The sequence below is a fragment of the Streptomyces sp. SYP-A7185 genome, from assembly GCF_046103685.1.
Taxonomy (GTDB): Bacteria; Actinomycetota; Actinomycetes; order Streptomycetales; family Streptomycetaceae; genus Streptomyces.
The window spans coordinates 1779192-1803854 of record NZ_CP122310.1; the positions used below are offsets into that span (position 1 = coordinate 1779192).

Below are 24663 nucleotides of genomic sequence, written 5' to 3' on the forward strand. Positions count from 1 at the left end.
CCCTGGCCGGCGCCCCGGCACACCGGGGTTATCCCTGGGCGGTTCCCTGAGGCACCCCTGCCCCTGTCCGGCGTAGCTTTTTGGCTGGTCAGGGGATGCAATGCACAACTGGGGGTGCACAGATGGCTGTCACGGAACGTCCGGCGGTACGCGGCGACGCGCCACCGGCCCTGCGTCTGCGGCTGCTGGGGGGATTCCATCTCGGCCGCGGCGAAGGGGACGGCGGGGACCAGGTCGACGTGTCCGCCAGCGGGCAGCAGCTGCTCGCCCTCCTGGGGCTCCGCGGCCCCACGACGCGTTCGGCGCTCGCGGGAACGCTGTGGCCCGACGTCACCGAGGAGCGCGCGCGGGCCTGCCTCCGTACCGCCATCTGGCGCCTGAACGCGGCGAGTTCCGCCGTCTGCGATCCCCGGCCCGGGGTGCTCGCCCTCGGCCGGCACGTGCGGATGGACGTCCAGGACTTCACCGCCACGGCGCGCCGCATCCTCGCGGCTCCGGCCGAGGGGACCGGGGCCGCGTGCTCCGCGCTGATGGGCATGGGCGAGCTGCTGCCCGGCTGGCACCAGGACTGGGTGGTGTTCGAGCGCGAGCGGCTGCACCAGCTGCGGCTGCACGCCCTTGAGGCCCTCTCGGCCCGGCTCGTCGTACGCGAGCAGTACGCCCCGGCCCTGGAGGCCGCCCTGGAGAGCATCCGGATCGACCCGCTGCGCGAGAGCGCGCACCGCGCGGTCGTGACGGTGCACCTCGCCGAGAACAACCTCGCGGAGGCGGTGCGCCACTTCAAGGCGTTCCGCGGACTGCTCCGCACGGAGCTCGGCATCGAACCCTCCGAGCAGTTCCGCACGATGGTGCGCCACGCGCTGACCTGAACGGCCGGCCGGGGAGGCGAGGCAGCCATGGTGGACGGGACCGCGACAGGGGTTCCACGAGAACGGGTGACGCAGTGCCACCACGTCACCGCAGGCCTGGCTGTCCGTGCGCGCTCGGGGGCGCACGGGCCGCAGGTCGCCCCACCCACCCCTGCCGGCCGTGTTGGGGGACGCGGCCGGCAGGTCACCGACGTTCCGCCACGCACGGTCACGGGGGTGCCGAGCGCGGCAGCGGGAGCTGGGACGTCGGGAACCGCGACGGCCGGGGGCACCGCCTCCCGGCCGTCGCGGCACGACTGGGCCCTCTGCGCCGGGCCCCCGGTCTCGGGGCCTGCTGTGTCCGCGGCCCGGCCCACGCGGGCGGCAGCGGGTGCGGGTGCGGGCCTCATCCGCGCTGCGGTTCCGCGTCCGGGCCCGACGGCGCCGATCGTCCCGCGTCGGGACTCCCCGGCGCCCCGTCATGCGGGTGCCTGGGCTCGTGCGGGTGCCTGAGCTCCTCGATGGCCTTGTCGACCGCCTTGTGCGGCATGCCGGTCCTGCGGCACAGGTCCTTGGGCTCCATGCTCCTCAGTACGTCGTCGACGCTCTTGTCCTCGACGTGCGCGATCTCCCGCACATAGCGCTGGACCCGGTCGACGGGGTCCGCCGCCTTGGCCCGCCCCGCTCGCGCGGCGTCCCCCGGCGCCGCCCGGCCGAGACCGCCGCGCGGCGCCGCGCCCGGCCGGGGCTCCTGCTCCAGCCAGGTCGTCCACACGCCGCGCCCCACGAGATGCTCCGCCACGCTCTCGGCCACCGAACCCTCCCGGAGGGTCCCCGGCCGCGCCGAGTCCGCCCGTACGAGCAGCCGACACGAGGCGGCCAGCATGGGCGGCGAGGCGACGGGCGGCACCGGCCCGCCGAACAGGGCGCGCAGGGCGGCGATGTCCGGGTGGCCGGGAGCGCACCGCACGAGGCGCTCCACGATGCTGCCGACCCGCTCCATGTCGGGGTCCTTGTGCAGCAGCAGGGCATGGGCCCCGACGACGCCGAGGAAGGGGTTGACCTTCTTCGCGTCGAGCAGGCGCAGCAGTTGCCGCGTCGACACCAGGTCGATGCCCTGCCGCAGCCCGGAGAGCGCCGCTTCCATGGTCAGGTCCAGGGTGCGGTCCCCGGGCTGCCAGCCGGCGCCGTGGCGCACCATCTGCACCGAGGCGAACTGCGGCTGCGGGCCCTGCGGGCCGTTGCTCACGAACACCAGGGTCGTCCAGCCGTCGAGCACGTACAGGGCCTGGGCCAGGGGCAGCCCGTCGGCGGGCTGCCTGCGCAGCCTCAACCGGTAGCCGCCGGGCGGCAGTTCACCGCTCCAGGCCGACCACTCCTGGCCGCCTGCGGGCTCCCAGCCCTTGGCCCCGCCGTCCACGGGGACGCCGTCCCCGCCCGCGACCTCGAGCGCGAACGGGTCGAGCTGCCAGCCCCGGCGCAGATTGCGGATCAGGACCATCAAGGTCGGCGTGCCCTCGCCGTGCGTCGCCTCGGTGCTCCAGCGCATCGCCGCCGCGCGGTGGTCCTCCCGGGTCGTGGGCGTGCCCGCCACCGGGGTGGCCGTGGGCAGGGCGGGCAGCGCGAGGCGTTCGACGAACGGCTCCGTGCCGACCTCGACGAACCGGCTCTCGACCTGACCGCCGAACCGCTGCTCGACGCGGTAGATGCCCGGCGGCAGCGTGGTGTCGACCGTGCCCATCGCGTGCACCACTTCACGGAACGCGGAGTCGGTGACGGTGACGAGGACCGACGGGGTGTCCGGCATGACGACGAACGGCACCCGTCGCGCTTCCTCCTCCTCCCGCGCGTGCCCGCCTCCTGTCGCCTCCTCCTCCCGTGCGCGCCCGCGCCCTTGCGGGGACTCAGAGCTGGACACCATTCCCACCGCCCGTCACTACCTCGAAGAATCCGCCGTCCCTGAAGTCCGCCCCGCTCACGCTCTCCGGAGTGACGCGGTAGAACCCGCACGCGAGTTTCTCGACGCTCTCCCCCGCGTCGACGTACAGCCTGCGCGGCGCGTCGAAGTCGCGTCCGCGCAGCTGGACCCAGCCGCGGAACCCGTCGGGGAAGCGCAGCGTCACGGGGAACGTGCCCGCCTCCAGACCCCGCGCGAAGACCATCGGCGTGCTGGTGCCCCGGATGAACCGCGCCTCCTGGGGGATCAGCCCCTGGGTGCGGTCCACGACATGGCGTACGACGTAGTCGGCGAGGCTGTCGGAGGTGACCGTGCCCTCCGGCGTCGCGCTCGCCCCGCGCAGCCCCTCCAGGAGGGCGGTCGTGAAGTGGCCGCGGGCCAGGTCCGGGTCGGGGCTCTGCTGCTCGTAGGCCGGATCGCCCAGCGAAGTGGCGAACCCGACGAGGCAGTCGACCTCCTCGGGCGCCTCGGTGGTGTCGGTGAAGGGCGGCCCGAACGCGGCCACGCCGCCGAAGCGGGTGCGGCAGCAGTCGGCGAAGAAGACGACCTCGTGGAACGGCGACGCGGACTCGTACCAGTTCAGGTACTGCCGTACGGCGATGTGGTTGCCCAGCAGGTCGATGGCGGCGTTGGCCATCAGGAGCGCGGCGTCGCCGCCGAAGGGGGCGATCCCGTGCCCCGCGAGGAAGACGTAGAGCCTGCTGCGCCGCCAGGCCTCCAAGCGCTCCTCCTCGGGCCGGTCCGCGATCGCGGACCGCACGGCGCGCAGTGCGTCGTAGAGCGCCTGGTTGACGTTCTCCCTGGTCGGTACGGCGCGCATGACGTCCGCGACGCGTTCGTCCTCCTTGGAGGCGGCCACGAGCCGCACGTTGGCCGCCGGCACGGCGCCTCCCGCGGGGTCCACGAGCCAGTCGCGGAACCGGCACGCGTCCGACCGCGGCCCCTGCAAGTCGCCGATGGCCGGGTAGCGGTTGATGCCGACGACCACGGCGTGGTGCAGGTCGTTCATCGGGCTCTCCCCCTTGTTCCGTCCTCGCGCCGTCGGGCCCTGCGCCCTCGGGCCCGCCCCTCAGTCCGCGAGCATCGCCGCCAGGCTCCGCAGGACCTCGCGGTCGTCGTCGAACGCGATGTGGCTGCGGGCGCCCGCGCTCAGGCCGGGGCCGCCGTCGACGGGCGACCACACCGTGCGCGTGGCATCCCCGCGCAGGAAGCCGCGCAGGTCGTCGGAGTCGGGGCCGGTGGCGGCGGCGTCGAGGAACCAGTGCTGCATGCCCGCGATCGGCGTGACGACGGACCGCTGTTCCGCGTCGCGCTCCAGGACCGCGGAGATGAAGTACAGCAGCGACCTGGGATACAGGAACGGCACCAGGTGGTCGTCCCGCTCCGCCTGGTCGGTCATGGTGAACATCCGGAACCGGTCGAAGAGTTCGGCCTGGCGGCGGATCACGGGGGCGATGTGCCCGACCGTGCAGGCCGGGGCGAGGAACACCACGTCCCGCAGCCGGAAGTCGGCGGGCAGGGGGTCGTCGTCCGCGGCGCGCCTGCGCACCAGGTCGTCGAGGAGGTTGCCGATGAACACGGCGCCCGCGCTGTGGCCGACCACGGTGACCTGCGGCCTGGTGCCGGACGCGAGCAGCTCGGCGAACCGGTCGAGGAAGTACCGCCCGGCGCGGATCTCGTCGTCGGCCGCGGCGAAGGTGTCGGAGGTCTGCCGCTTCATCGCGCCCCAGATCGCGGCGCCCACGTTGGCGAGGTAGAACTCGCGCAGGATCTCCTCGACGACCGTGGGGTAGAGGCCGTGGTCGGTGCGCTGGCGGTAGCGGCCGACGACGGCCGCCACCACCCGTACGGTCTTGCGCACCATCAGCGCGGTGCTCACCAGGGCACGTTCCCCCGTGCCCGCCCGCTCGGCGAGGTCGGCGACGACGTCGGGCGACATCAGTGTGGCCGCCGCGGCACGCCCCCCGATGACGTCTCGCGCCGCGGCGGCCGGCTCTGTGGTCGTGGTCTCCGGCGGCAGCACCGAGTTGACGATCTCCCGGGTGCGCTCGGCCAGTTCGGTGTCCGCCGAGAGTTCGGCGGCGATCCGTGTCTGCTCGGCCTCGGTCATCGGTGCCACCTCCGGCGGCGCGCTCAGCCGGGCGTAGGGCTCCTGGCCCGCGCGGACCTGGGCGAGTTCCGCCTGGACGGCCCTCGGGGTGGGGGTGGACACCGCCCCGAGAGCGCGCCGCCCCGGCTGCTGGAAGACCAGGCCCGTGGCGTACCGGGTGACCCTGTTGAGCAGCGTCCGAAAGACGCTCTCGTTCAGGATCTGCGGCAGGTTGCCCCGCAGCGTCTCCAGGAGCCCGCTGCTCCACACGAAGAAGACGGGGTCCGCGCCCGCCGCCTCGTACACGGGCGTGAGCCGCTTGGCGGTGGCGAACCCCAGCGTGTCGTCGATGAGTCCGCCATGGAAGTGGAGCACCACGCGCGGCCGGTCCTTGAGCCCTGCGACGAGCTCGTCGATGTCGGCGGTGGTGGTCGAGGCGAGCCGACCACCCTGCCGGCTGTGGATGCACCGCTCACGGAAGGAAGCCATGCCAGGACGGTAGGGCGGTCCTTTGTCCCGGGCATCGGGGACCGGCTCAGGGAAAGCCCTGACCACCACCCCTGACTAGGAACCCGAGGGGGTCCCCATCCACTCCGCCTCGTACCGCGCGTAGGTCCCGTCGTGCGTCGCCAGGTGCGTGAACTGGTCGACGTATTCCTTGAACGGCTCGTCCCCGCGCGGCAGTGCGTACGCCTTCTCCGAGAACGTGAAGGGCTTGTCGGGGTGCAGGGAGCAGAGCTCGGGGTGGATCTTGGCCTGGTAGCGGGTCTCGCTGGCGTCGGTCATCATCACGTCCGCGCGGCCCTCGACGATCTCCCGGAAGATCGTGGTGTTCTCGGGGTACAGCTTGATGGTGGCCTGCTTGATGTTGTCGCGGGCGAACTGCTCGTTCGTGCCACCGGGGTTGACGATGACGGTGGTGCCGGTCTTGTCGATGTCCGTGAGCGCGCCGTCGCCGAACTTCTCCTTGTCGGCGCAGCGCACGATCGGCGTCTTGCCGTCCTCGCGGGTCGGCTCGCTGAAGTAGACCTGGCGGGCACGCGGCAGGGTGACGGAGACGCCGCCGACCGCGATGTCGCAGCGGCCCGCCGCCACGTCCTTGGTCAGGTCGGCCCAGGTGGTCGCCACGTACGAGGGCTTGGCGTCGAGGCTCTTGGCCAGGTCCTGGGCCATGTTGATGTCGACGCCGCTGTAGGTCCCGTCGGCGGGGTCGAGGTGCGTGAACGGGCGGTAGTCACCGGTGGTGCACACCTTCAGGACGCCCGACTCGGGCACGGAGTCCAGGAGGCTGCCGGTGCGGTGGCGGTCCGTGCCGCGCCCCGCGTCGGGCGACGCGGGGGCGGCGGCGGTGACGGCGAGCAGGCAGACCAGGGCGGACAGGGTGGCGGCACGCTTCATGAGGGCGGCTCCTCTGCGGGTTCGCGGGTGGGGCGCGGTGGGCGCCCGTGGGGGGCGCGGAGATCACCCTCGCAGAAGCGTCACCGCAGGTGAAGCCCCTGCTCACCTGGCGAGCGGCGCCAGCAGGGCAGCGGTCAGGTCGGGGCCCGGCCCGTCGCCTGGGGCGCCCTCGTGCGTGTCCTCGTGCGTGTCCTCGTGCGGGCCTTCGTGTGCGCCTTCGTACGCGTCCTCGTCGAACGGGTACAGCGGGCGCTCCACCCGGTGGTGGCCGAGCCGCAGGAGGTCCTGGTCGACGCCGCCCGGGGTGAGGGCGAGGAGCCAGTCGGCGGCCATGTCGTGCAGTTCGGGCTCCAGGTAGCCGATCTTGACGACGACCAGGTCGAAGGTGCGCGGGTCGATGCCGAGGCCGCCGTCGGCCGGGCCCATGAAGTCCGCGAGGGTGTGGAAGGGCTTGCGGCGTTCGACCAGGATCACGGTCAGGCCTCCGGTCCGCACCGCCGCCATGTCGACCCCGCGGTCGTAGGCGCCGCCCTCCGCCCGGTCCTTCTGGTCGGTCGCGCGCTGCAACGCCACGACGGTGCCGGTGAGTTCGTACGGGCCGCCGTGGTGCGTGTCGACCTTGCCGCCGACGCTCAGGGTGACCTCGGCGCCCACGCCGGCCGCGAAGCAGCGGGCGACGGCGACCGGGTCGGTGATGCCGGGGTGGACCGCGGTGACCTTCCCCGAGCGGACCGCGTCGTTCTCCAGGAGCTTGGCCAGCATGTACGCGAGGTCGCCCGCGCCGCCCGCCGTGGGGTTGTCGCCGGAGTCGCTGATCAGGAAGGGCCGCTCGGCCGAGGCGACCGCCTTGTCGATGCACTCCTCGGCGCTGCCCGTGGGCCCGACGAAGACGAAGTCGCGCCGGGCGTCCCAGTAGCGGCGGGCCAGCTTCTCGGCCTCGGCGGCGGCCCGTTCGGCGTCGTCGCCGGTGACGACGATCGCGGCCTTGCAGCGCGGCTCGTCCGCCCAGGCGTAACCCACCCACATCGCGGCGTCGAGGATGCCGGGCAGCTGCTCGATCTCGGCGAGCGAGGCGTACAGCGACTTGGCGGGCTCCAGGCGGGTGCTGGTCTTCTCGCCGGGCAGCAGGACGGGCACCTGCACCCAGGCGCGGTGCGGCCTGCTTCCCTCGCGCAGGCAGCGCACGAGGTTGCGCGCGGCGCGCTCGCGGGTCTCCCAGGCGTCCTCGTGCGGGGCCAGGCGGTGGGCGGTGAGCAGGTCGAGCGGTGCGGCGAACCGGCGTGAGACGTTGCCGTGCAGGTCCATGGCGGCGGAGATCATCGGACGGCCGCCGTCGGGGGCGGCGACCGCGTCGAGGGCGGCGCGGACGGCTTCCGTGAGGTCGGCCTCGGCGTCGGTCAGACCGATGACGCTCATCGCGCCGTGGATGTCGTAGACGAGGCCGTCCAGGGGGCCCGCTTCCCGTATGCGCGTGACCAGTTCGTCCTTGAGGGTCAGGTACGCATCGGCCTCCACCGGACCGCCGGGCAGCGAGGTCGCGTGCAGCAGCGGCACCCATTCGACCGTGGCCGCCAGGTCGGAGTCCGGCCGGGTCCAGGTGTAGCGGTCCAGGAGGTCCTGGCCGCGGGTCTGGCGGAAGTCGTCCGTGCTGGAGCGGTGCGGGCAGAAGGTGGACGACTCGATGCCGATGCCGCCGATGCCGATGCGCAGGCGGCGCTGGTCCGTCGCGGGGGTGGTCATGCCTGGACGCTCTCTTCCTGGGACGTGGGGTCCTGTGGGGCCGGGGAGACGGGGAGGTTCTGCCGCAGGGCGGTGAGCCCGGCGCCGAGGAGGCCCGCGTCGCGGCCGGTCACGGTGGTGGTGATCTCCAGGTCCGCGGTGGCCAGGGGCAGACAGCGCTCGTAGAGGACACCGCGGACGGCGGCGACGAGCGGCTCGGCGGTGGCGAGGACGCCGCCGAGGGCGACGGCCTGGGGGTTGAAGAAGTTCACGACGACGGACAGGACCGTGCCGATGTGCCGTCCCGCGGTGCGGACGAGGGTGGTGGCCTGCGGATCGCCGTCGGCGACGAGCCGCAGGAGCTCGGTGGTGTCCGCCACCTCGACGCCCTGGGCGGCGAGTTCGCGGATGAGGGCGGCGCCGCTGGCCACGGTCTCCAGGCAGCCGATGTTGCCGCAGCTGCACGGCCGGTCGCCCGCCGCCTCGACGCGGACGTGGCTGATGTCGCCCGCGGAGCCGCCCGCGCCGTCGTGCGGCCGGCCCGCGACGATGATGCCGCTGCCGATGCCGCGGCCCGCCTTGACGACGACCAGGTGGTCGAGGCCGGGGCGTGCGGTGCGGTGCTCGCCGACGGCCATCATCGTGGCGTCGTTGTCGACGGTGACCGGGATGCCGAGGCGCTCGGCCAGGACGTCGCGCAGTGGGTAGCGGTGCCAGCCGGGCATGCGGGAGGGGCTCAGGACGCGGCCCTGCTCGGGCTGCACGGGGCCGGGGAAGGCGACGCCCAGGGCGCGTACGGTACGGCCCGCCGCGCGCTGCCGGGCGCCCAGTTCGGCGACCTGGCCGCAGAGCCAGTCGACGGCGGACTCGGGTCCCGCGGCGATGTCGTGCGGCAGGTCGACGGCGTCCAGGACGGTCCCGCCGAGGTCGACGACGCCGATGCGCGCGTGGTGGCTGCCCAGGTCGGCCGCGAGGGCGACGCCGCCCTGCGCGTGGACGCGCAGGAGCCGGGGGCGCCGGCCGCCGCGTGAGGCGCCCTCGCCGGACTCGGTGAGCACACCGGCGGCGACGAGTTCCTGCACCCGCAGCGACACGGTGGACGGCGCGAGGCCCAGCTCCCGTACGAGATCGGCCCGGGAGGAGGCGGCGCCCGAGGAGACCAGGTGCAGGATGTGCTGCGCCGACCCCGGTTCGCCGTGCGGTGTTCCGGCCATGCCGCCCCCAGTTGCTTCGATCAGTTCTTTCGACATCGGCACGAACACTAAATCCTCTCGAACCAAGTTGGCCAGAGCCTCCCGATTTTGAGACTTCTTGCCGAACGAAGCCCTTGACTTGATTTTGTCGCCAGATCTAGCGTTCAGGCGCCGCCCGTCGATCTCCGCACGGTCCGGCTCTCGCATCCTTGGAGGCCCTTCGCCATGCGCTCAAGGCGATCTCGTCACCGCGTCCGGCACCGCGCGCTCGTCGCTGGGGCGGCGGCCGTCGCCGCGCTCGCCCTCACCGCGGTCACCGGCTGCACGCAGGAGGGCGGCCGCGTCGACATGGGCCCCACCGGCGGCACCCCGGTCGAGGGCGGCACCGCCACGATGGCCCTGCCGCCCGCCGCGACACCCAACTGGATCTTCCCGATCGGCGCCCCCGGCTACGGCGCCTCGTACAACTACGGCATCCAGTCCCTGCTCTACATGCCCGTCTACGACGCCGTGCAGTACAAGGGAGAGCTCACCACGCACGGTCCGAGCACGCTCGGTCTGAAGCCGACGTTCGGCGACGGCAACAAGACGGTGACCGTGCGGCTGCGCGAGGGCGTGCGGTGGTCCGACGGGAAGCCGGTCACCACGCGCGACATCGAGTTCTGGTTCAACCTCGTCAAGGCCAACAAGAAGAGCTGGGGCAACTACTCCGTCGGCACGATGCCCGACAACGTCAAGCGACTGGAGACCGTCGACGACCACACCGTGCGCCTGCACCTGAGCCGCGCCTACAACCCCGACTGGTTCACCGCCAACCAGCTCACCCTGATGCGCGCCCTCCCCCGGCACGCCTGGGACGCCAAGACCGACGGCGGCCAGATCGGCGACTGGGACCGCACCAGGAGCGGCGCCAAGGCCGTCTTCGCACGGCTCACCCGGCACGCCAAGAGCCTGGGGTCATACGGTTCGGACCCGCTGTGGAAGACGGTCAACGGGCCCTGGAAGCTGGCGGGCTGGCGCGACAGCGGCCAGGTCACCATCGTCCCCAACGAGAAGTACACCGGCCCGGCCTCCCAGCGCCCGCACCTCGACAAGGTCGTCTTCAAGCCCTTCACCACGGCCGACTCCGAGTACAACGTGCTGCGTTCAGGGGGCGTCGACTACGGCTACATCCCGCCGTCGGTGATGGCGCAGAAGGAGAAGTTCCAGGAGAAGGGCTATCGCGTCGATCCGTGGGAGGGCTGGGCGGCGACGTACATCGTCTACAACTTCAACTCCACGCACGCGGGCCCGATGATGGACCAGCTCTACATCCGCCGGGCCATGCAGCACCTCGTCGACCAGAAGGCGATGAGCGACGTCATCTGGCAGGGCAGCGCCACACCCACGCTCGGCCCGGTGCCGGTGACGCCGAAGAGCCAGTACCTGTCCAAGGCCATGGAGAAGAACCGCTACCCCTTCGACGTGCGCGAGGCCCGGCGGCTGCTCACCGGGCACGGCTGGCGGATCCAGGACGGCACCGCCCGCTGCGCACGCCCCGGGACGGGCCCGGACGAGTGCGGCAAGGGCATCGCGAAGAACGCCCCGCTGGAACTCACCCTGCTCTCCCAGTCCGGCTCCACCGAGACCACGAACATGATGCAGGAGCTGAAGTCCTCGCTCTCCAAGGGCGGCATCGACCTCACCGTGCGCCAGCAGCCGCTCAACTCGGTGCTGGGCAATTCCGTCCCCTGCACGGCCAAGGACCCCGGCTGCGACTGGGACATGTCCTTCTTCGGCACGGCCGGCAGCTGGTACTACCCGCTCAACCCCAGCGGCGAGCAGCTCTTCTCCACCGGAGCGTCCGCCAACTTCGGCAACTACAGCGACAAGAAGGCCGACCGGATCATCCGCGCCGTGCAGTACTCCCCGGACATGAAGGCCGTCCACGAGTACGGCGCGTACCTGGCCGAGCAGCTGCCGGTGATGTGGATGCCCAACCCCGCCTACCAAGTCTCCGTGATCCGCAACGACTTGCGGGGCGTCAGCCAGAACCCGACGGTCACCTTCGCGCCGCAGGACTGGTACTACGTCAAGAAGAAGGGAGCCGAGAAGTGACCGGCTTTCTGGTCAAGCGCTTCCTTCAGGCGCTCGTCGTGCTGTTCCTGGTCTCGGTCATCGTGTTCACGCTGCTGCACATGCTGCCCGGCGGCCCCGCACGCGCCATCCTGGGCCCGAAGGGCACCCCGCAGCAGATCGAGACCTTCAACCACCAGCAGGGCTACGACCGCTCCCTGCCCGCCCAGTACGTGATGTACCTCAAGCGGCTGTTCACCGGCGACCTCGGCGAGTCGTTCAAGCTGAACTCGCCCGTCTTCGACCTGCTCGAGCAGCGCCTGCCCAAGACCCTGCTCCTGACGGTCCTGTCCACCGCGCTCGCCGTGGTCATCGCCGTCCCCCTGGGCCTGCTGCAAGCCGTGCGGCGCGGCAAGGCCTCGGACTACGCCCTGACGGGCCTCGCCTTCCTCCTCTACGCGACGCCGGTGTTCTTCCTCGGCCTCATCATGATCATCCTGTTCGCGCAGGTGATGCCGATCCTCCCGGCGGAGGCACCGCAGGGCGAGAGCGTCGGTGAACTCCTCGGCGATTTCACGGGGCTGGTGCTTCCGGTCGTCACCATGGCGTTCGGCATCGTGGCGATGTTCAGCCGCTACATGCGCTCGGCGGTCCTGGACAACCTCACCGAGGAGTACGTCCGCACCGCGATGGCCAAGGGGCAGTCCAGCCGCCGGATCATGGTCCGCCATGTCCTGCGCAACGCGCTGATCCCCCTCGCCACACTGCTCGGCCTGTATCTGCCGACGCTCTTCAGCGGCGCGCTCGTCGTCGAGTCGATGTTCAACTACCCCGGCATGGGGCTGCTGTTCTGGAACGCGGCCCAGGGCTCCGACTTCCCGGTGCTCCTCGGCGTGACGCTCGTCGTCGGCATCGCCACCGTCGTCGGCTCGCTGCTGACCGACATCCTGTACGCCGTCCTCGACCCCCGGATACGGAGCGTGGCATGAGTACCGCGACCGCAGACGCCATCCCCGAGGCCGCGCCGGGGAACGAGGCGGCGGCCCAGGCCACACCCTCGCTCGCCCGCCGCACCCTGCGGGTCTTCACCGGCAACAAGCTCGCCCTGACCGGCGTGGTCGTCCTGGTCCTGCTCCTGGCCTTCAGCTATCTCGGGCCGCTGCTCCACCCCACCGAGCAGACGCACACCGACCTGTCCCGGGCCAATCTCGCCCCGGGCAGCTCCGGACACCTCCTGGGCACCACCGACCTCGGCTACGACATGGTCGGACGGCTCATGGTCGCCGGGCAGACCTCGCTGGAGATCGGTCTGGCGGCGGGCCTGCTCGCGACGCTCTTCGGGACCGTGTACGGCGCGGTCGCGGGGTACTTCGGCGGCTGGGTGGACGCGGCCATGATGCGCGTCACGGACGCCGCGCTCGCCATCCCGGCGATGTTCCTGCTCGTCGTGGTCGCCGCGATCATCACGCCCAGCAAGGGCGTCCTCATCGTCATCATCGCCTCGGTCGCCTGGCTCTCCCCCGCCCGCCTGGTGCGCGGCGAGGCGCTCTCGCTGCGCGACCGCGAGTACGTGCAGGCGATGCGGATGATGGGCGGCGGCGGCGCGCGGGCCGTCTTCCGGCACATCGTGCCGAACGCGATCGGCACGGTCATCGTCAACTGCACCTTCCAGATCGCCGACGCCATCCTCTACGTCAGCTACCTGGCCTTCCTGGGCCTGAGCATCCCGCCGCCCTCGGCCGACTGGGGCTCGATGCTCTCGGCCGGCATCACCTACACCCAGAACGGCTACTGGTGGCTGATCTTCCCGCCGGGCATCGCGATCGTCCTGGTCGTCGCCGCGTTCAACTTCATCGGTGACGGGCTGCGGGACGCGTTCGAAGTACGGCTGCGGAAGTAAGCAAGGGAGAAGCGACGAGATGACCGAGCCCCTGCCCGGCACCGGGCCACTGCTGAAGATCGACGATCTGCGCGTCGACATCACCTCACGCGAGCGCACCGTCCACGCCCTCGACGGCGTCTGTCTCGAACTCGCCCCGGGTGAGGCCCTGGGCATCGTGGGCGAGTCCGGCTGCGGCAAGACGATGACCGCGCTCAGCGTCCTCGGACTGCTGCCGCCCGGCGGCGAGATCACCGGCGGACGCGTCCTGTTCGACGGCCAGGACCTGGCGGCGGCCCCGGCGCCGGTCCTCCAGGACGTCCGCGGCAACACCATCGGCATGGTGTTCCAGGACCCGCTGACCTCGCTGAACCCGACGATGACGATCGGCGCCCAGGTCGCCGAACCGCTCGTCCTGCACCGCCCCGAGCTGACCCGGAAAGAGGCGCGGGCGCGGGCCGAGGAGATGCTGCGCCTGGTCGGCATGCCGCAGCCCGCCGAACGCATGAAGGCCTACCCGCACCAGCTGTCGGGCGGCATGCGCCAGCGCGTGGCGATCGCCATGGCGCTGGTCTGCGAGCCGAAGCTGCTCATCGCCGACGAGCCGACGACCGCCCTCGACGTGACGACGCAGCACCAGATCCTGGAGCTGATCGACGGCCTGCGCGAACGGCTGGGCATGGCGATGATCCTGGTCACGCACGACCTGGGCGTCATCGCCAACCGGGTGGACCGGGTCGCGGTGATGTACGCGGGCAAGATCGCCGAGCAGGCGGACGTACGCGACCTGTTCGCGCGGCCCCGGCACCGCTACACCGAGGCCCTGTTCGCCTCGCTCCCCGAGCGGGCCGTGGACAGCGGCACCGCGCTCCACACGATCCCGGGCCTGCCGCCGAACCTGGCGGCGCGCCCGGCCGGATGCCGGTTCGCGCCGCGCTGCACCTTCGCGACGGACGAGTGCCGTACGCGCGAGCCGGAGCTGACGGACGACGAACTGCGGGGCGGCGCGCACCGGTTCGCCTGCTTCCATCCCGTTCCGGACGACGCGTCAAACGAGGAGGTCGTCGTGCCGCCTGCCGTGCCCGCGCCGCGCGCGCCCGGTGACGTACTCCTCGAACTCGACTGCCTCGTCAAGGAGTTCCCGCTCAAGGGCGGCGCCTTCTCGCGCAGCCGGGGCACGGTGAGCGCGGTCGGCGGAGTGTCCCTGGAGGTCCGCAAGGGCGAGACGTTCGGCATGGTCGGCGAGTCCGGCTGCGGCAAGACGACCCTCGGGCGGATCGTCGCGGGCCTGGAGGAGCCGACGGCCGGTCAGGTGCGCTTCGCGGGACACGACCCGGCGCGGATGTCGCGGGCCGAGCGGCGGGCGCACCGGCGGCGCGTGCAGCTGATGTTCCAGGACTCCACGGCCGCCATGGACCCCCGGATGCGGGTCGGCGAGATCCTGCGGGAGCCGCTCGTCATCCAGGGCGTCGGCAGCCGCGCCGACCAGGAGAAGCTGATCGACGGGCTCCTGGACGCGGTGGGTCTGCCGCGCGGCGCCGTGCACCGCTACCCGCACGAGTTCTCCGGCGGCCAGCGCCAACGCCTGGGGCTGGCACGGGCCTTGACGCTCTCGCCCGACCTGGTGGTCGCGGACGAGCCGGTCTCCGCGCTCGACGTGTCCGTCCAGGCCCAGATCCTGAACCTGATGCGGGAGCTTCAGCGGGAGCGCGGCCTGACCTACCTGTTCATCTCGCACGACCTGGCGGTGGTGCGCCACCTCGCGGACACGGTCGGCGTGATGTACCTGGGCAAGCTGGTCGAGAGCGGCCCCGCCGAACAGGTGTACGCGCATCCGCTGCACCCCTACACGCGCGGGCTCCTGGACACGGTCAACCTGCCGGATCCCGGGGCCGCACAGGGCCGGGACCGCACTCCTTTGGAGGGCGAGACACCGTCCGCGGCCAAGCCCCCGTCGGGCTGCCGCTTCCGCACCCGCTGCCCGGCGGCCCAGGACGTCTGCGCCACGACGGAACCGCCGGTGAGCGCGCCGAACGGGCCGGGACACCAGGTCGCGTGCCACTTCCCCCTGTCCGCGCCTCGGCTAGCGTCGGCAGTGTGAAACTCGCGGAAGCACTCACCCGGCGCCCGCTCGTGCTCGACGGCGGCCTCTCCAACCAGCTGGAGGCCGCCGGGCACGACCTGAGCGACGCCCTGTGGTCGGCGAGGCTGCTGGCCGACGCTCCGCAGGCCGTGACCGCCGCCCACCGGGCGTACTTCGCCGCGGGCGCGGACATCGCCACCACGGCGAGCTACCAGGCGACGTTCGAGGGCTTCGCGCGGCACGGCGTCGACGCGGTGAGCACCGCCGAACTGCTGCGCCTGAGCGTGGAGCTGGCCCGCGACGCGGGTACCGGGGCGGGCCGCGAGGTGTGGGTGGCCGCGTCCGCGGGACCGTACGGGGCGATGCTCGCCGACGGCTCCGAGTACCGGGGCCGGTACGGCCTGACGGTGGCCGAACTCGAACGCTTCCACCGCCCGCGCCTGGAGGTCCTGGCCGCCGCGGAGCCGGACGTGCTCGCCCTGGAGACGGTCCCGGACACGGACGAGGCCCGCGCCCTGCTGCGGGCGGTGCGCGGCCTGGGGGTGCCCGCCTGGCTCTCGTACACCGTCTCCGGCGGCTACACCCGGGCGGGCCAGCCCCTGACGGAGGCCTTCGCGCTCGCCGCCGACGCCGAGGAGATCCTCGCGGTGGGCGTCAACTGCTGCGACCCCCAGGACGCGGACGCGGCGGTGCGCCTGGCCGCACGCATCACCGGCAAACCGGTGGTGGCCTACCCCAACAGCGGCGAGACCTGGGACGCCGGCACCCGGGCGTGGCGCGGTCCGGCGCACTTCACCGCGGGCCGGGCCACGGGCTGGCGGGACGCGGGGGCGCGGCTGATCGGCGGGTGCTGCCGGGTGGGGCCGGAAACGATCGCGCAGGTGGCCGCCGAGCTGTCGGGGGCCGACCGCCCGGAGTGAGGGCCGCGGGCGGTCGGTACGGCCGCCGCTTCCGCCCTGACCTGGGAGGACGTCGTGTCCAGGGGTGACTGTCAGTGCCGGGGTGCACACTGAGCCCTATCTGAGACAACGACGTCCTGGAGGTGGCCACGATGGCCGAGATCATTCTGACCGTAGGCACGCGCAAGGGCCTCTTCATCGGCCGCAAACGCGCCGGTTCGGACACCTGGCGGTTCGACGACAGTCCGTACTTCAACGCGCAGGCCGTCTACTCGGTGGCCATCGACACCCGCGGCAGCACTCCTCGCCTTCTGGTGGGCGGCGACAGCTCCCATTTCGGCCCGTCCGTCTTCCACTCCGACGACCTCGGCACGACGTGGACGGAACCGCCCAGGGCGGCCGTGAAGTTCCCCAGGGACACCGAGGCGTCCCTGGAGCGGGTCTGGCAGCTGCACCCCGCCGCCGCCGAACCGGACGTGGTGTACGCGGGCACCGAACCAGCCGCCCTGTACAAGTCGTACGACCGGGGCGAGTCCTTCGAGCTGGTGCGCCCCCTGTGGGAGCACCCCACGCGCGACCGGTGGGTGCCGGGCGGGGGCGGCGAGGGCCTGCACACGATCCTGACCGATCCGCGCGACCCGGACGCGGTGACGGTCGCCGTCTCCACCGCCGGGGTCTTCCGCACCCGGGACGGCGGCAAGAGCTGGGAGCCGTCGAACAACGGCGTCTCCGCGGTCTTCCTGCCGGACCCGAACCCGGAGTTCGGCCAGTGCGTGCACAAGGTCGCGCGGGACGCGGCCGATCCGGACCGCCTGTATCTCCAGAACCACTGGGGCGTGTTCCGCAGCGACGACGCGGGCGCGCACTGGACGGACATCGGCGAGGGCCTGCCCTCCGACTTCGGCTTCGCCGCCGTCGCCCATCCGCACCGCGCGGACACCGCCTATGTCTTCCCGATCAACGCCGACATGGACCGTGTCCCCGCCGACCGCCGATGTCGGGTCTACCGCACGAGCGACGCGGGCAAGAGCTGGGAGCCGCTCAGCGCGGGCCTCCCGGCCGGCGACCACTACGGCACGGTGCTGCGCGACGCGATGTGCAGCGACGGCCAGGACCCCGCGGGGATCTACTTCGGCAACCGCAACGGCGAGGTGTACGCCTCGGCGGACGACGGCGACAGCTGGCGGGAGTTGGCCTCCCACCTGCCGGACGTACTGTGCGTCAGGGCGGCGGCCATCGGTTGATCGGCGCCCCCGTTACGGCAGTAGGGTGACGCCGTGGCACCACGACCCTTGCATGACATCGTCGAAGCCGGCTGGGCCAAGGCCCTCGAACCCGTCGCCGGGAAGATCACCGAGATGGGTGGCTTCCTGCGCTCGGAGATCGCCGCGGGACGCACCTACCTCCCGTCCGGGCCGAACGTCCTGCGCGCGTTCCAGCAGCCCTTCGACGAGGTGCGGGTGCTGATCGTCGGTCAGGACCCCTACCCCACCCCCGGACACGCGGTGGGGCTGTCGTTCTCGGTCGCGCCCGAGGTGCGCCCGCTGCCCGGCAGCCTCATCAACATCTACCGCGAGCTGGGTTCCGACCTGGGCCTTCCGCAGCCGTCGAACGGCGACCTGACGCCCTGGACGCAGCAGGGCGTCCTGCTGCTCAACAAGGCGCTCACCACGGCGCCGGGGCGTCCCGCCGCGCACCGGGGCAAGGGCTGGGAGGAGGTCACCGAGCAGGCCATCAGGGCGCTCGCGGCCCGCGGCCGGCCGCTCGTCTCCATCCTGTGGGGGCGTGATGCCCGCAATCTGCGGCCGCTGCTCGGGCCGCTGCCGTCGGTCGAGTCGGCGCACCCGTCGCCGATGTCGGCGGACCGCGGCTTCTTCGGCTCGCGTCCCTTCAGCCGGGCCAACGACCTGCTGGTCCAGCAGGGCGGGCAGCCGGTGGACTGGCGGCTTCCGTGACGGACTCCTCGGCGTGGGTCCTCGGGATCGACTCGGGCGGCTCGGGGCTGCGGGCCGCCCTGAGCGGGCCGGACGGGCCCGGCGGGTCGGACGGGTCGGGCGGGTCGGGTCACCCCGCCCCGGTGAGCTCGAAGGAGCCGGTGCGGACGGGTCCGCGCGGCATCGACGCGGGCCACTTCACCGAGCAACTGCTGCCCATGGCCCGCGCGCTGCTGGCTCAGGCGGGCGTCGAGCGGGTGGACGCCGTCGCCATCGGCGCGACGGGGCTCGCCACCCTCGGCGACGACCTGCGCGCGGAGCTCCCGGCCGCGCTGTACCAGGCGCTGGGCGTGCGGCGCCTCGCGCTCGCCGCCGACGCCGTCACCGCGTACGCGGGCGCGCTCGGCGACCGCCCCGGGGCGGTCGTCGCCGCGGGCACCGGCATGATCGCGATCGGCACGGACCTGACCGCCTGGCACCGCGCCGACGGCTGGGGCCATCTCCTGGGCGACTGCGGCGGCGGCGCCTGGGTCGGCCGCGCGGGCCTCGACGCGGCGATGCGGGCCTTCGACGGCAGGCGGGGCGGCTCGAAGGCGCTGCTCGCCCGTGCCGAGGAGCTCTTCGGTCCCGCGCCGGGCCTGCCGGGGCGGCTCTATCCCCGTACGGACCGGCCCGCGATGCTCGCCTCGTTCGCGCCCGACGTGGCGCGCTGCGCCCCCGACGACCCGGTGGCGGAGGCGATCCTGCGGGACGCGGCCCGGCACATCGCGGACGCCGCGGCCGCCGTCTGCCCGGCGCCCCACGCGGTGGGCCGCGGCGAGCAGCCCGAAGTCGCCCTGACCGGAGGCCTGTTCAAGATGGGCGAGGCACTGCTCGGCCCGGTGCGCGCGGAGCTGCGGGACGTCCTGGGACATGTGCGAGCCGTGCCGGCCGCCGGTGATCCGCTGGACGGCGCCCTGCGCATCGCCGCCGACCTCGCCGCGGGCCGGCTGCGTCTGCCGCTCGACCCGCGCATGCTCACGCTGCACACCGAATACGACAGTTGACCACCCCGGATGACCACTCCGTAAGGTGACAGTCGTCCGCTACGTAACTCATAAGACAAAAGCGGACTTATACCGCCCACCTGTACCCTCCCCGAACAGCGAAGCCCTCGAAACCAGTAGCATGCGGCGCCATGAGCTCCTCCACAGGGCCCGCATCAGGCCTGCCCGTACGAATGCCGCGACCCCGCCAGCCCGGGCGGCACCGCCGCCCGGAGCCCGTGGCGGCTCCCGAGAACGCGCCCGCGCTCGTTCTCGCCGTACCGGGCGTACCCAGCAGCGCCACGCGCAGCCTCGCCGAGGAGGTCGTGAGCATCGCCCGCTCCGAGCTGCCCGGCCTCGACGCCCGTATCGGGTACCTCGACGGGACCGAGGACGCCACGGTCACCTCGTTCCCGGAGTTCCCCTCGCTGCACTCCGTGCTCGCCCGCGCCGCCCAGGAGCGCACCGCGCGCTTCGAGCAGGCGCGCGAGGCCGGTGCGGACGTCGCCGAGCCCGACGGCCCCGTCGCCGTCGTGGTCCCCCTCCTCGCGGGCCCCGACAACGCGCTGATGCGGCGCGTGCGCCAGGCCGTGATGGACAGTCGCGCCCCCGCTGAGCTGACCGACGTCCTCGGCCCGCACCCGCTGCTCGCCGAGGGGCTGCACGTGCGCCTCTCGGAGGCCGGTCTGGCCCGCGCCGACCGCGCCCGCCTCTTCACGGTGGCCACCGCGGCGGACGGCATCGTCCTGGCCACGGTCGGCGGCGAGGAGGCCGTGCAGGCCGCCGGGATCACCGGCATGCTGCTCGCGGCCCGTCTCGCGGTGCCGGTGATGGCCGCGGCCCTCGACCAGGAGGGTGCCATCGCGAACATGGCCGACGAGCTGCGCGGCTCCGGCTCCACGCAGCTGGCGCTCGCCCCGTACCTGATCGGCCCCGAGATCGACTCGGCTCTTCTCGACGCCGCCGCCAAGGAGGCCGGCTGCTCGGTCGCCGAGTCGCTCGGCGCCTACCCGGCGATCGGCAAGCTCGCCCTCTCCAAGTACACCTCGGCGCTCGGGATCGCCCCGCAGCAGCCGTCGGGCGCGCCGGTCCACTGACCGCGCCGCGCCGGCAGATCTGATGCCGTCGTGCCGCTGGGCCCGCCCCCTGATGCAGGGGGCGGGCCCAGCGGCACGACGCGGCGGGCCTTCGGTCTCAGTTGAAGATCACGCAGGAGGCGGCGGGGGCCTCGATGGAGCCCGCGCGCCGCGGAATGCCCGTCTCCGGGTCCACGGCGAACCAGGTGACGTCGCCGGAGCGCTCGTTGGCCGCGTACAGGAACCGCCCCGAGGGGCCGATGGCCAGGTCACGCGGCCAGTGGCCGCCGCACGGCACCGTGGCGGTGAGCCGGGGCCGGTCCCCGGCCGCGTCGAGGGCGAGCACCGAGATGACGTCCTGCCCGCGGGTCGCGGTCCACAGGAAGCGCCCGTCGGGGGCGACGACGATCGCGGAGGGGTGGGCCTCGCCGTCGCCGTCCGCGGGGCCCGGCAGGACGGCCGCCTCGCCGAGCGGCTTGAGCGCCCCCTCGGCGGCGTCCCAGGCGCAGATGGTGACCGTGGGCGCCAGCTCGTTCAGGACGTACGCGCGATCGCCGCGCGGGTGGAACACCAGGTGGCGCGGGCCCGAACCGGGCCGCAGCGCGATCTCGCGGCGCAGGATCGGCTCGCCGCCCGCCGAGAGTTCGCACACGCGTACGGAATCAGTGCCGAGGTCCACGCTGACCACCCAGCGGCCGCTCGGATCGGGCAGCACCTGATGGGCGTGCGGCCGCTGCTGGCGCTGCGGGTGGGGCCCGGAGCCGCTGTGCGCCAGGACACCCGAAGGGGCGGACGCGAGGCTGCCGTCGGAGCGCACCGGCACGGCGCTGACGCTGCCGGAGCCGTAGTTGGCGGTCAGGACGTGCCCGGCGTGCAGGACCAGATGCGTGGGCGCGTCCCCGCCGACCGCGACCGGCGGCCCGGCCGCCTCGGGCTTGTCGCCGTCCACGCGGTACGCGGCGACGGCCCCGTCGGACGTCTCGCTGACCGCGTAGAGCGTGTCGCCCGCCGCCGACAGCGCGAGGTACGAGGGATCGGCGAGGGCGTCCGTCGCCCCCAGCACGGTCAGCGCACCGCTGTCCGCGTCCACGGCCGCGGTGAGGATCCCGGTCCCGCCCGCCGCGGTGAAGGACCCGATGTACGCCCGTTGACTGTCGCCGTGCCTGCCGACCACTGCGTTCCCCTCTCGACTCCCGACCGAGCACCGTGACCAAGGGGCACTCGTGCCGCAGACGCTAGCAGTCGGTCTAGACCAACGCTGTGCACGCGGGGGCGTCGTGGACCAGGGCGTGGCGCTCGCCGCGCGCCCCGGGGGTCAAGGAGAGGTCGAGGTCGCCGCCGCCGGCAGCGCGGCGTCCTTGATGGCGGGCAGTGCGAGGGCTCCGGCCAGTTCCGCCAGTTCCTCGTCGGTGGGGCGTACGGGCCCCTCGGCGCCGTCCTCCGCGAAGGCGCGGATACGTGGGGTGCGGATGCCGGTCTTGTCCGCGATCGCCTGCGGCGTCAGATGACGGCGGCGCATGGTCTGTTGGAGTAGCTGAGACAGGTCGTCCATTGATGCCTCCTGCCCCGCCCGCGCGCTCTCATGCCGTACGCCTCGTCGGGGGCGCGGCCGGGAAGCGCCGCGGGGAGCTTGGCTACCGGGGCAGTACGGCCCGGATCGTCTTGCCGTTCGGGCCCCTGGTCACGGTGACCGTCCGGGCCATGTGCCGGACCATGGGCCAGCCGAATCCGCCGGTGCCGCCCGCCAGATCGGGCGCCCGCTCCTGCGGCGGTCGCGGGTCGGCGTCACCGACCGCCACCGCGATGCCGTCCGACAACGCCCGCAGGCGCAGGGAGCACGAGGTCCCGCGCGCGTGCCGCACGACGTTGGTGACGAGTTCGGAGACCGTCAGTTCGACGCTCATCACGTCCTGGGGGTCGACGGCCGGGTGGAGCCTGTCCACGAAGGCACGGGCGAAGTCCCGCGCGTGGGCGACCGCTTCCGGCCGCTTGTCGAACACCGCTGCGTCCGAGGGCCCGGTGTCCCGCACCGTCGGGCCGGTGTCCAGTCGCGCCCCTTGCGTCTTCATGAGCCCTCCTCGTATGGGGTGGCCTCTGTCCGAATATGGGATGGCCGCTGTCCGAGTTGCACACTTGCCCGCAATGCGGGGCCTATAACGCCCCGGCAGAAAACGGATCTTGTTGCGTGACGGCACGCATGAAGCGACGACTTGCGGGTACGTGCGCCTCACCGGCCGGTCGGGGGACGACGGAGGGCCGGCGGACTGGGAGGGAAAACCATGACAGCGGCGACCGGTACATCCACGGACACCACCATCGCGGAACTGCCGGAGATCGTCTCTCCTCAGGACGTCGGGCCGAAGGACGCCCGCGAGCTGTCGAAGCTGTTCTTCACCAGGCTCGCCACCCTCGAAGAGGGCACGCACGAGTACCAGTACGCGCGCAACACCCTCGTCGAGATGAACATGTCCCTGGTCCGGTACGCCGCCGCCCGGTTCCGCAACCGCGGCGACGACATGGAGGACATCGTCCAGGTCGGCACGATCGGCCTGATCAAGGCCATCGACCGCTTCGAGCTCTCCCGCGAGGTCCAGTTCGCCACGTTCGCCGTGCCGTACATCGTGGGTGAGATCAAGCGCTTCTTCCGCGACACCTCCTGGGCCGTGCACGTTCCGCGCCGCCTTCAGGAGGCCCGCGTCGAACTCGCCAAGGCCACCGACGAACTCAGCACCCGGCTCGGCCGCTCCCCCAAGGTGAGCGAACTGGCCGAGCTGATGGGGCTCACCGAGGACGAGGTCATCGAGGCCCGCACGGCCGCCAACGGCTACAACTCCACCTCCCTCGACGCGACCATCCACGGCGACCGCGACGACAGCGAGGCGGCCCTGGCCGACTTCATCGGCGCGGAGGACCCGGCGATGGAGCTCGTGGAGGACTTCCACGCCCTCGCCCCGCTGCTCGCCCAGCTCGGCGAGCGCGACCGGCAGATCCTGCGGCTGCGGTTCGTCGACGAACTCACCCAGTCGGAGATCGGCGAACGCCTCGGCGTCTCCCAGATGCACGTCTCGCGGCTGCTCTCCCGCACCCTGGCCCGCCTGCGCGAGGGCATGCTCACCACACGCTGACGTCCCCGCGGGGGGACGGCCGCGAGCGGCGGGACGCGTGCCGCTCGCGGGGCGCTAGCATCGGTGCACCGCTGATGCCGATCGAGAAGGCGACTCCCCCCGCGATGGCCGACGACGCTTACCTGTTCCTCCTCCCCGAACGCCACCCCCGCCTGGGCACGGCGCTGGCCGCCGTCGGCGCGCTGGAGTGCGCCGAAACCCCCGCCGTGCGCGGCTGGTTGCAGGCGCACGACGCCTCGGCCTCGTCCGAACTGGTCCGGATCCTGCCCGTCGAAGCGGAGGCGTTCATCCCCGAGGATGCCGAGCGCCTCCTCATTCCGTTGAGCGAGGACGAGGCGCTGCGGGTCCAGCAGGAGTGCGCCCCCCAGTCCGTCACGGACATGGAGGGCGAACTGCTGGAGTTCCGGGAGACCACCCAGGACTGGGAGGCCCTGGTGCACCGGGCGCTGGCCGCGGGTGTTCCCGCGCCGCGCATCGCCCGGCTCACCGGCCTCGACCCGCAGGAGATCGGGCGCCTCACCGCGTGAGCGACCGGTGACCGGTCACCACGTGACCGGTCACCGTCGGGGTCATTCGGCTGCGGTGGTCCGCTTGGTGAAGCGGTGCCACCAGTGCCGGCGGCGAGGATGCACCGCGCGGCCGAGCCTCCGGCCGATCAGCAGGTATCCGAGTACGGCACCCGTGGTGTTGAGCAGGACGTCGTCGACGTCGAAGGCCCGCCCGGTGACCAGGAAGCCCTGGGCCAGCTCGACCAGGAACATCACCAGCGCGGTCGCGAACGTGACGCGTATCAGCCCCCGGGCCCGGGGCACGAGCACCGGAAGCAGCATGCCGAACGGCATGCCGAGCACGATGTTGCCGCCGAGCTGCTTCACCGTGTCGCGGAACGCGGGCTGGGAGAGGTAGTCGCGGATCGAGTCGCCCGGGCGCAGATTGCTGTGCGTCAAGGACACCGACGCGGCGGAGGGTTCCAGCGTCAGGCGGGCCAGCAGCACGGCGAAGACCACCGTGCCCACGAAGGCCGCCAGCATGGCCATCGCGCGCGTCCAGCCGGAGAGCGGGGGCGCACCGGGGGCGGCGCCGCGGCCGGAGGCGGTCCGGCTCCCCTCCTTCTTCGCGGGCCCGGCGGGCCTCGCCGCCTTCGTGTTCTTCGTGTTCTTGGCGGTCTTCGCGGGCTTCGTGGTCTTCGTGGGCCTCATGCGCTTCGTCGACTCCGTGGCGTCCGCGGTCTTCGTGGCCCTCGGGACCTTGGGGGTCTTCGCCGGCTTTGTGGTCGTGGCGGTCTTCGTGGCCTTGCCCTGGGGGACTGACCGTGCCATCACGCGCCTCCGTTCAGGGGGTTGTGTGTCTGCGTCTTCCCCCGCGCGAGCGGGGGATCCGCGT

The 24663-nt window shown here is 72.7% G+C and carries 22 protein-coding genes; 12 read left to right on the plus strand and 10 right to left on the minus strand.

The genetic code is table 11. The features are described 5' to 3' along the window. Positions 1 to 122 precede the first annotated feature (122 nt). Complete coding sequence (locus QBL25_RS07570) at positions 123 to 869, plus strand: BTAD domain-containing putative transcriptional regulator (protein WP_409056237.1); 747 nt, start codon at positions 123 to 125, stop codon at positions 867 to 869. 385 nt (positions 870 to 1254) lie between these two features. Here QBL25_RS07570 and QBL25_RS07575 read toward each other — a convergent pair whose 3' ends face one another. From QBL25_RS07575 to QBL25_RS07600, 6 genes are all read right to left on the minus strand, one after another. Next, entirely contained in the window at positions 1255 to 2670 is a 1416-nt protein-coding gene (locus tag QBL25_RS07575) for a hypothetical protein (RefSeq protein ID WP_409056238.1), read from the minus strand. An 82-nt stretch (positions 2671 to 2752) separates the two neighbouring features. Beyond that, positions 2753 to 3814: a caspase domain-containing protein gene (locus QBL25_RS07580; RefSeq protein WP_409056239.1), complete on the minus strand. Its 1062-nt coding sequence runs from the start codon at positions 3812 to 3814 to the stop codon at positions 2753 to 2755. Between the two features lie 60 nt (positions 3815 to 3874). Further along, on the minus strand, positions 3875 to 5383 hold the full coding sequence (locus tag QBL25_RS07585) for a hypothetical protein (RefSeq protein ID WP_409056240.1): 1509 nt from the start codon (positions 5381 to 5383) through the stop codon (positions 3875 to 3877). A gap of 75 nt (positions 5384 to 5458) precedes the next feature. Beyond that, positions 5459 to 6292 carry a transporter substrate-binding domain-containing protein gene (locus QBL25_RS07590; RefSeq protein ID WP_409056241.1) on the minus strand — a complete coding sequence of 278 codons (834 nt, stop codon included), beginning with the start codon at positions 6290 to 6292 and terminating at the stop codon, positions 5459 to 5461. A gap of 102 nt (positions 6293 to 6394) precedes the next feature. Beyond that, positions 6395 to 8032, minus strand: a complete 1638-nt coding sequence (locus QBL25_RS07595; RefSeq protein WP_409056242.1) for a M81 family metallopeptidase — start codon at positions 8030 to 8032, stop codon at positions 6395 to 6397. Beyond that, entirely contained in the window at positions 8029 to 9261 is a 1233-nt protein-coding gene (locus tag QBL25_RS07600; protein ID WP_409056243.1) for an ROK family protein, read from the minus strand. Before QBL25_RS07600 ends, QBL25_RS07595 begins: the two co-directional genes overlap by 4 nt. A gap of 168 nt (positions 9262 to 9429) precedes the next feature. Here QBL25_RS07600 and QBL25_RS07605 point away from each other — a divergent pair, with 168 nt between their 5' ends. From QBL25_RS07605 to QBL25_RS07645, 9 genes are all read left to right on the plus strand, one after another. After that, positions 9430 to 11301, plus strand: a complete 1872-nt coding sequence (locus QBL25_RS07605) for a peptide ABC transporter substrate-binding protein (RefSeq protein ID WP_409056244.1) — start codon at positions 9430 to 9432, stop codon at positions 11299 to 11301. Continuing rightward, positions 11298 to 12248, plus strand: coding sequence for an ABC transporter permease (locus QBL25_RS07610; protein WP_409056245.1), 951 nt, complete (start codon positions 11298 to 11300; stop codon positions 12246 to 12248). Before QBL25_RS07605 ends, QBL25_RS07610 begins: the two co-directional genes overlap by 4 nt. After that, positions 12245 to 13159, plus strand: a complete 915-nt coding sequence (locus tag QBL25_RS07615; RefSeq protein ID WP_409056246.1) for an ABC transporter permease — start codon at positions 12245 to 12247, stop codon at positions 13157 to 13159. Before QBL25_RS07610 ends, QBL25_RS07615 begins: the two co-directional genes overlap by 4 nt. Positions 13160 to 13178: 19 nt before the next feature. Further along, positions 13179 to 15239, plus strand: coding sequence for a dipeptide ABC transporter ATP-binding protein (locus QBL25_RS07620; RefSeq protein WP_409056247.1), 2061 nt, complete (start codon positions 13179 to 13181; stop codon positions 15237 to 15239). Then, positions 15236 to 16141: a homocysteine S-methyltransferase gene (gene mmuM, locus QBL25_RS07625; protein ID WP_409056248.1), complete on the plus strand. Its 906-nt coding sequence runs from the start codon at positions 15236 to 15238 to the stop codon at positions 16139 to 16141. The genes QBL25_RS07620 and mmuM overlap by 4 nt, the downstream gene beginning before the upstream one ends. 131 nt (positions 16142 to 16272) lie before the next feature. Beyond that, the gene (locus tag QBL25_RS07630) at positions 16273 to 17364 is read left to right on the plus strand and encodes a WD40/YVTN/BNR-like repeat-containing protein (RefSeq protein WP_409056249.1); all 1092 of its coding nucleotides are present in this window, start codon (positions 16273 to 16275) and stop codon (positions 17362 to 17364) included. 33 nt (positions 17365 to 17397) lie between these two features. Next, positions 17398 to 18075, plus strand: coding sequence for a uracil-DNA glycosylase (locus tag QBL25_RS07635; protein WP_409056250.1), 678 nt, complete (start codon positions 17398 to 17400; stop codon positions 18073 to 18075). Then, positions 18072 to 19100: an N-acetylglucosamine kinase gene (locus QBL25_RS07640; protein WP_409056251.1), complete on the plus strand. Its 1029-nt coding sequence runs from the start codon at positions 18072 to 18074 to the stop codon at positions 19098 to 19100. Before QBL25_RS07635 ends, QBL25_RS07640 begins: the two co-directional genes overlap by 4 nt. A gap of 131 nt (positions 19101 to 19231) precedes the next feature. Then, a complete protein-coding gene (locus QBL25_RS07645) occupies positions 19232 to 20176 on the plus strand; it encodes a sirohydrochlorin chelatase (RefSeq protein ID WP_409056252.1) in 945 nt (314 codons plus the stop codon). Positions 20177 to 20273: 97 nt separating this feature from the next. On the opposite strand, the gene QBL25_RS07650 is transcribed toward QBL25_RS07645, so the two are convergent. The 3 genes from QBL25_RS07650 to QBL25_RS07660 all read right to left on the minus strand — a co-directional run bounded on the left by QBL25_RS07650 (position 20274) and on the right by QBL25_RS07660 (position 22224). Beyond that, positions 20274 to 21329, minus strand: coding sequence for a lactonase family protein (locus QBL25_RS07650; protein ID WP_409056253.1), 1056 nt, complete (start codon positions 21327 to 21329; stop codon positions 20274 to 20276). A gap of 141 nt (positions 21330 to 21470) precedes the next feature. Next, positions 21471 to 21707, minus strand: a complete 237-nt coding sequence (locus tag QBL25_RS07655) for an XRE family transcriptional regulator (RefSeq protein ID WP_409056254.1) — start codon at positions 21705 to 21707, stop codon at positions 21471 to 21473. An 82-nt stretch (positions 21708 to 21789) separates the two neighbouring features. Next, entirely contained in the window at positions 21790 to 22224 is a 435-nt protein-coding gene (locus tag QBL25_RS07660; RefSeq protein WP_409056255.1) for an ATP-binding protein, read from the minus strand. A gap of 210 nt (positions 22225 to 22434) precedes the next feature. On the opposite strand from QBL25_RS07660, the gene QBL25_RS07665 reads away from it, so the two are divergent. Next, on the plus strand, positions 22435 to 23280 hold the full coding sequence (locus QBL25_RS07665; protein WP_409056256.1) for an RNA polymerase sigma factor SigF: 846 nt from the start codon (positions 22435 to 22437) through the stop codon (positions 23278 to 23280). Positions 23281 to 23354: 74 nt separating this feature from the next. After that, complete coding sequence (locus QBL25_RS07670) at positions 23355 to 23807, plus strand: DUF6003 family protein (protein ID WP_409056257.1); 453 nt, start codon at positions 23355 to 23357, stop codon at positions 23805 to 23807. A 42-nt stretch (positions 23808 to 23849) separates the two neighbouring features. On the opposite strand, the gene QBL25_RS07675 is transcribed toward QBL25_RS07670, so the two are convergent. Further along, positions 23850 to 24599 (minus strand): VanZ family protein, encoded by a 750-nt coding sequence (locus QBL25_RS07675; protein WP_409056258.1) that lies wholly within the window; start codon positions 24597 to 24599, stop codon positions 23850 to 23852. Between the last annotated feature and the right edge of the window lie 64 nt (positions 24600 to 24663).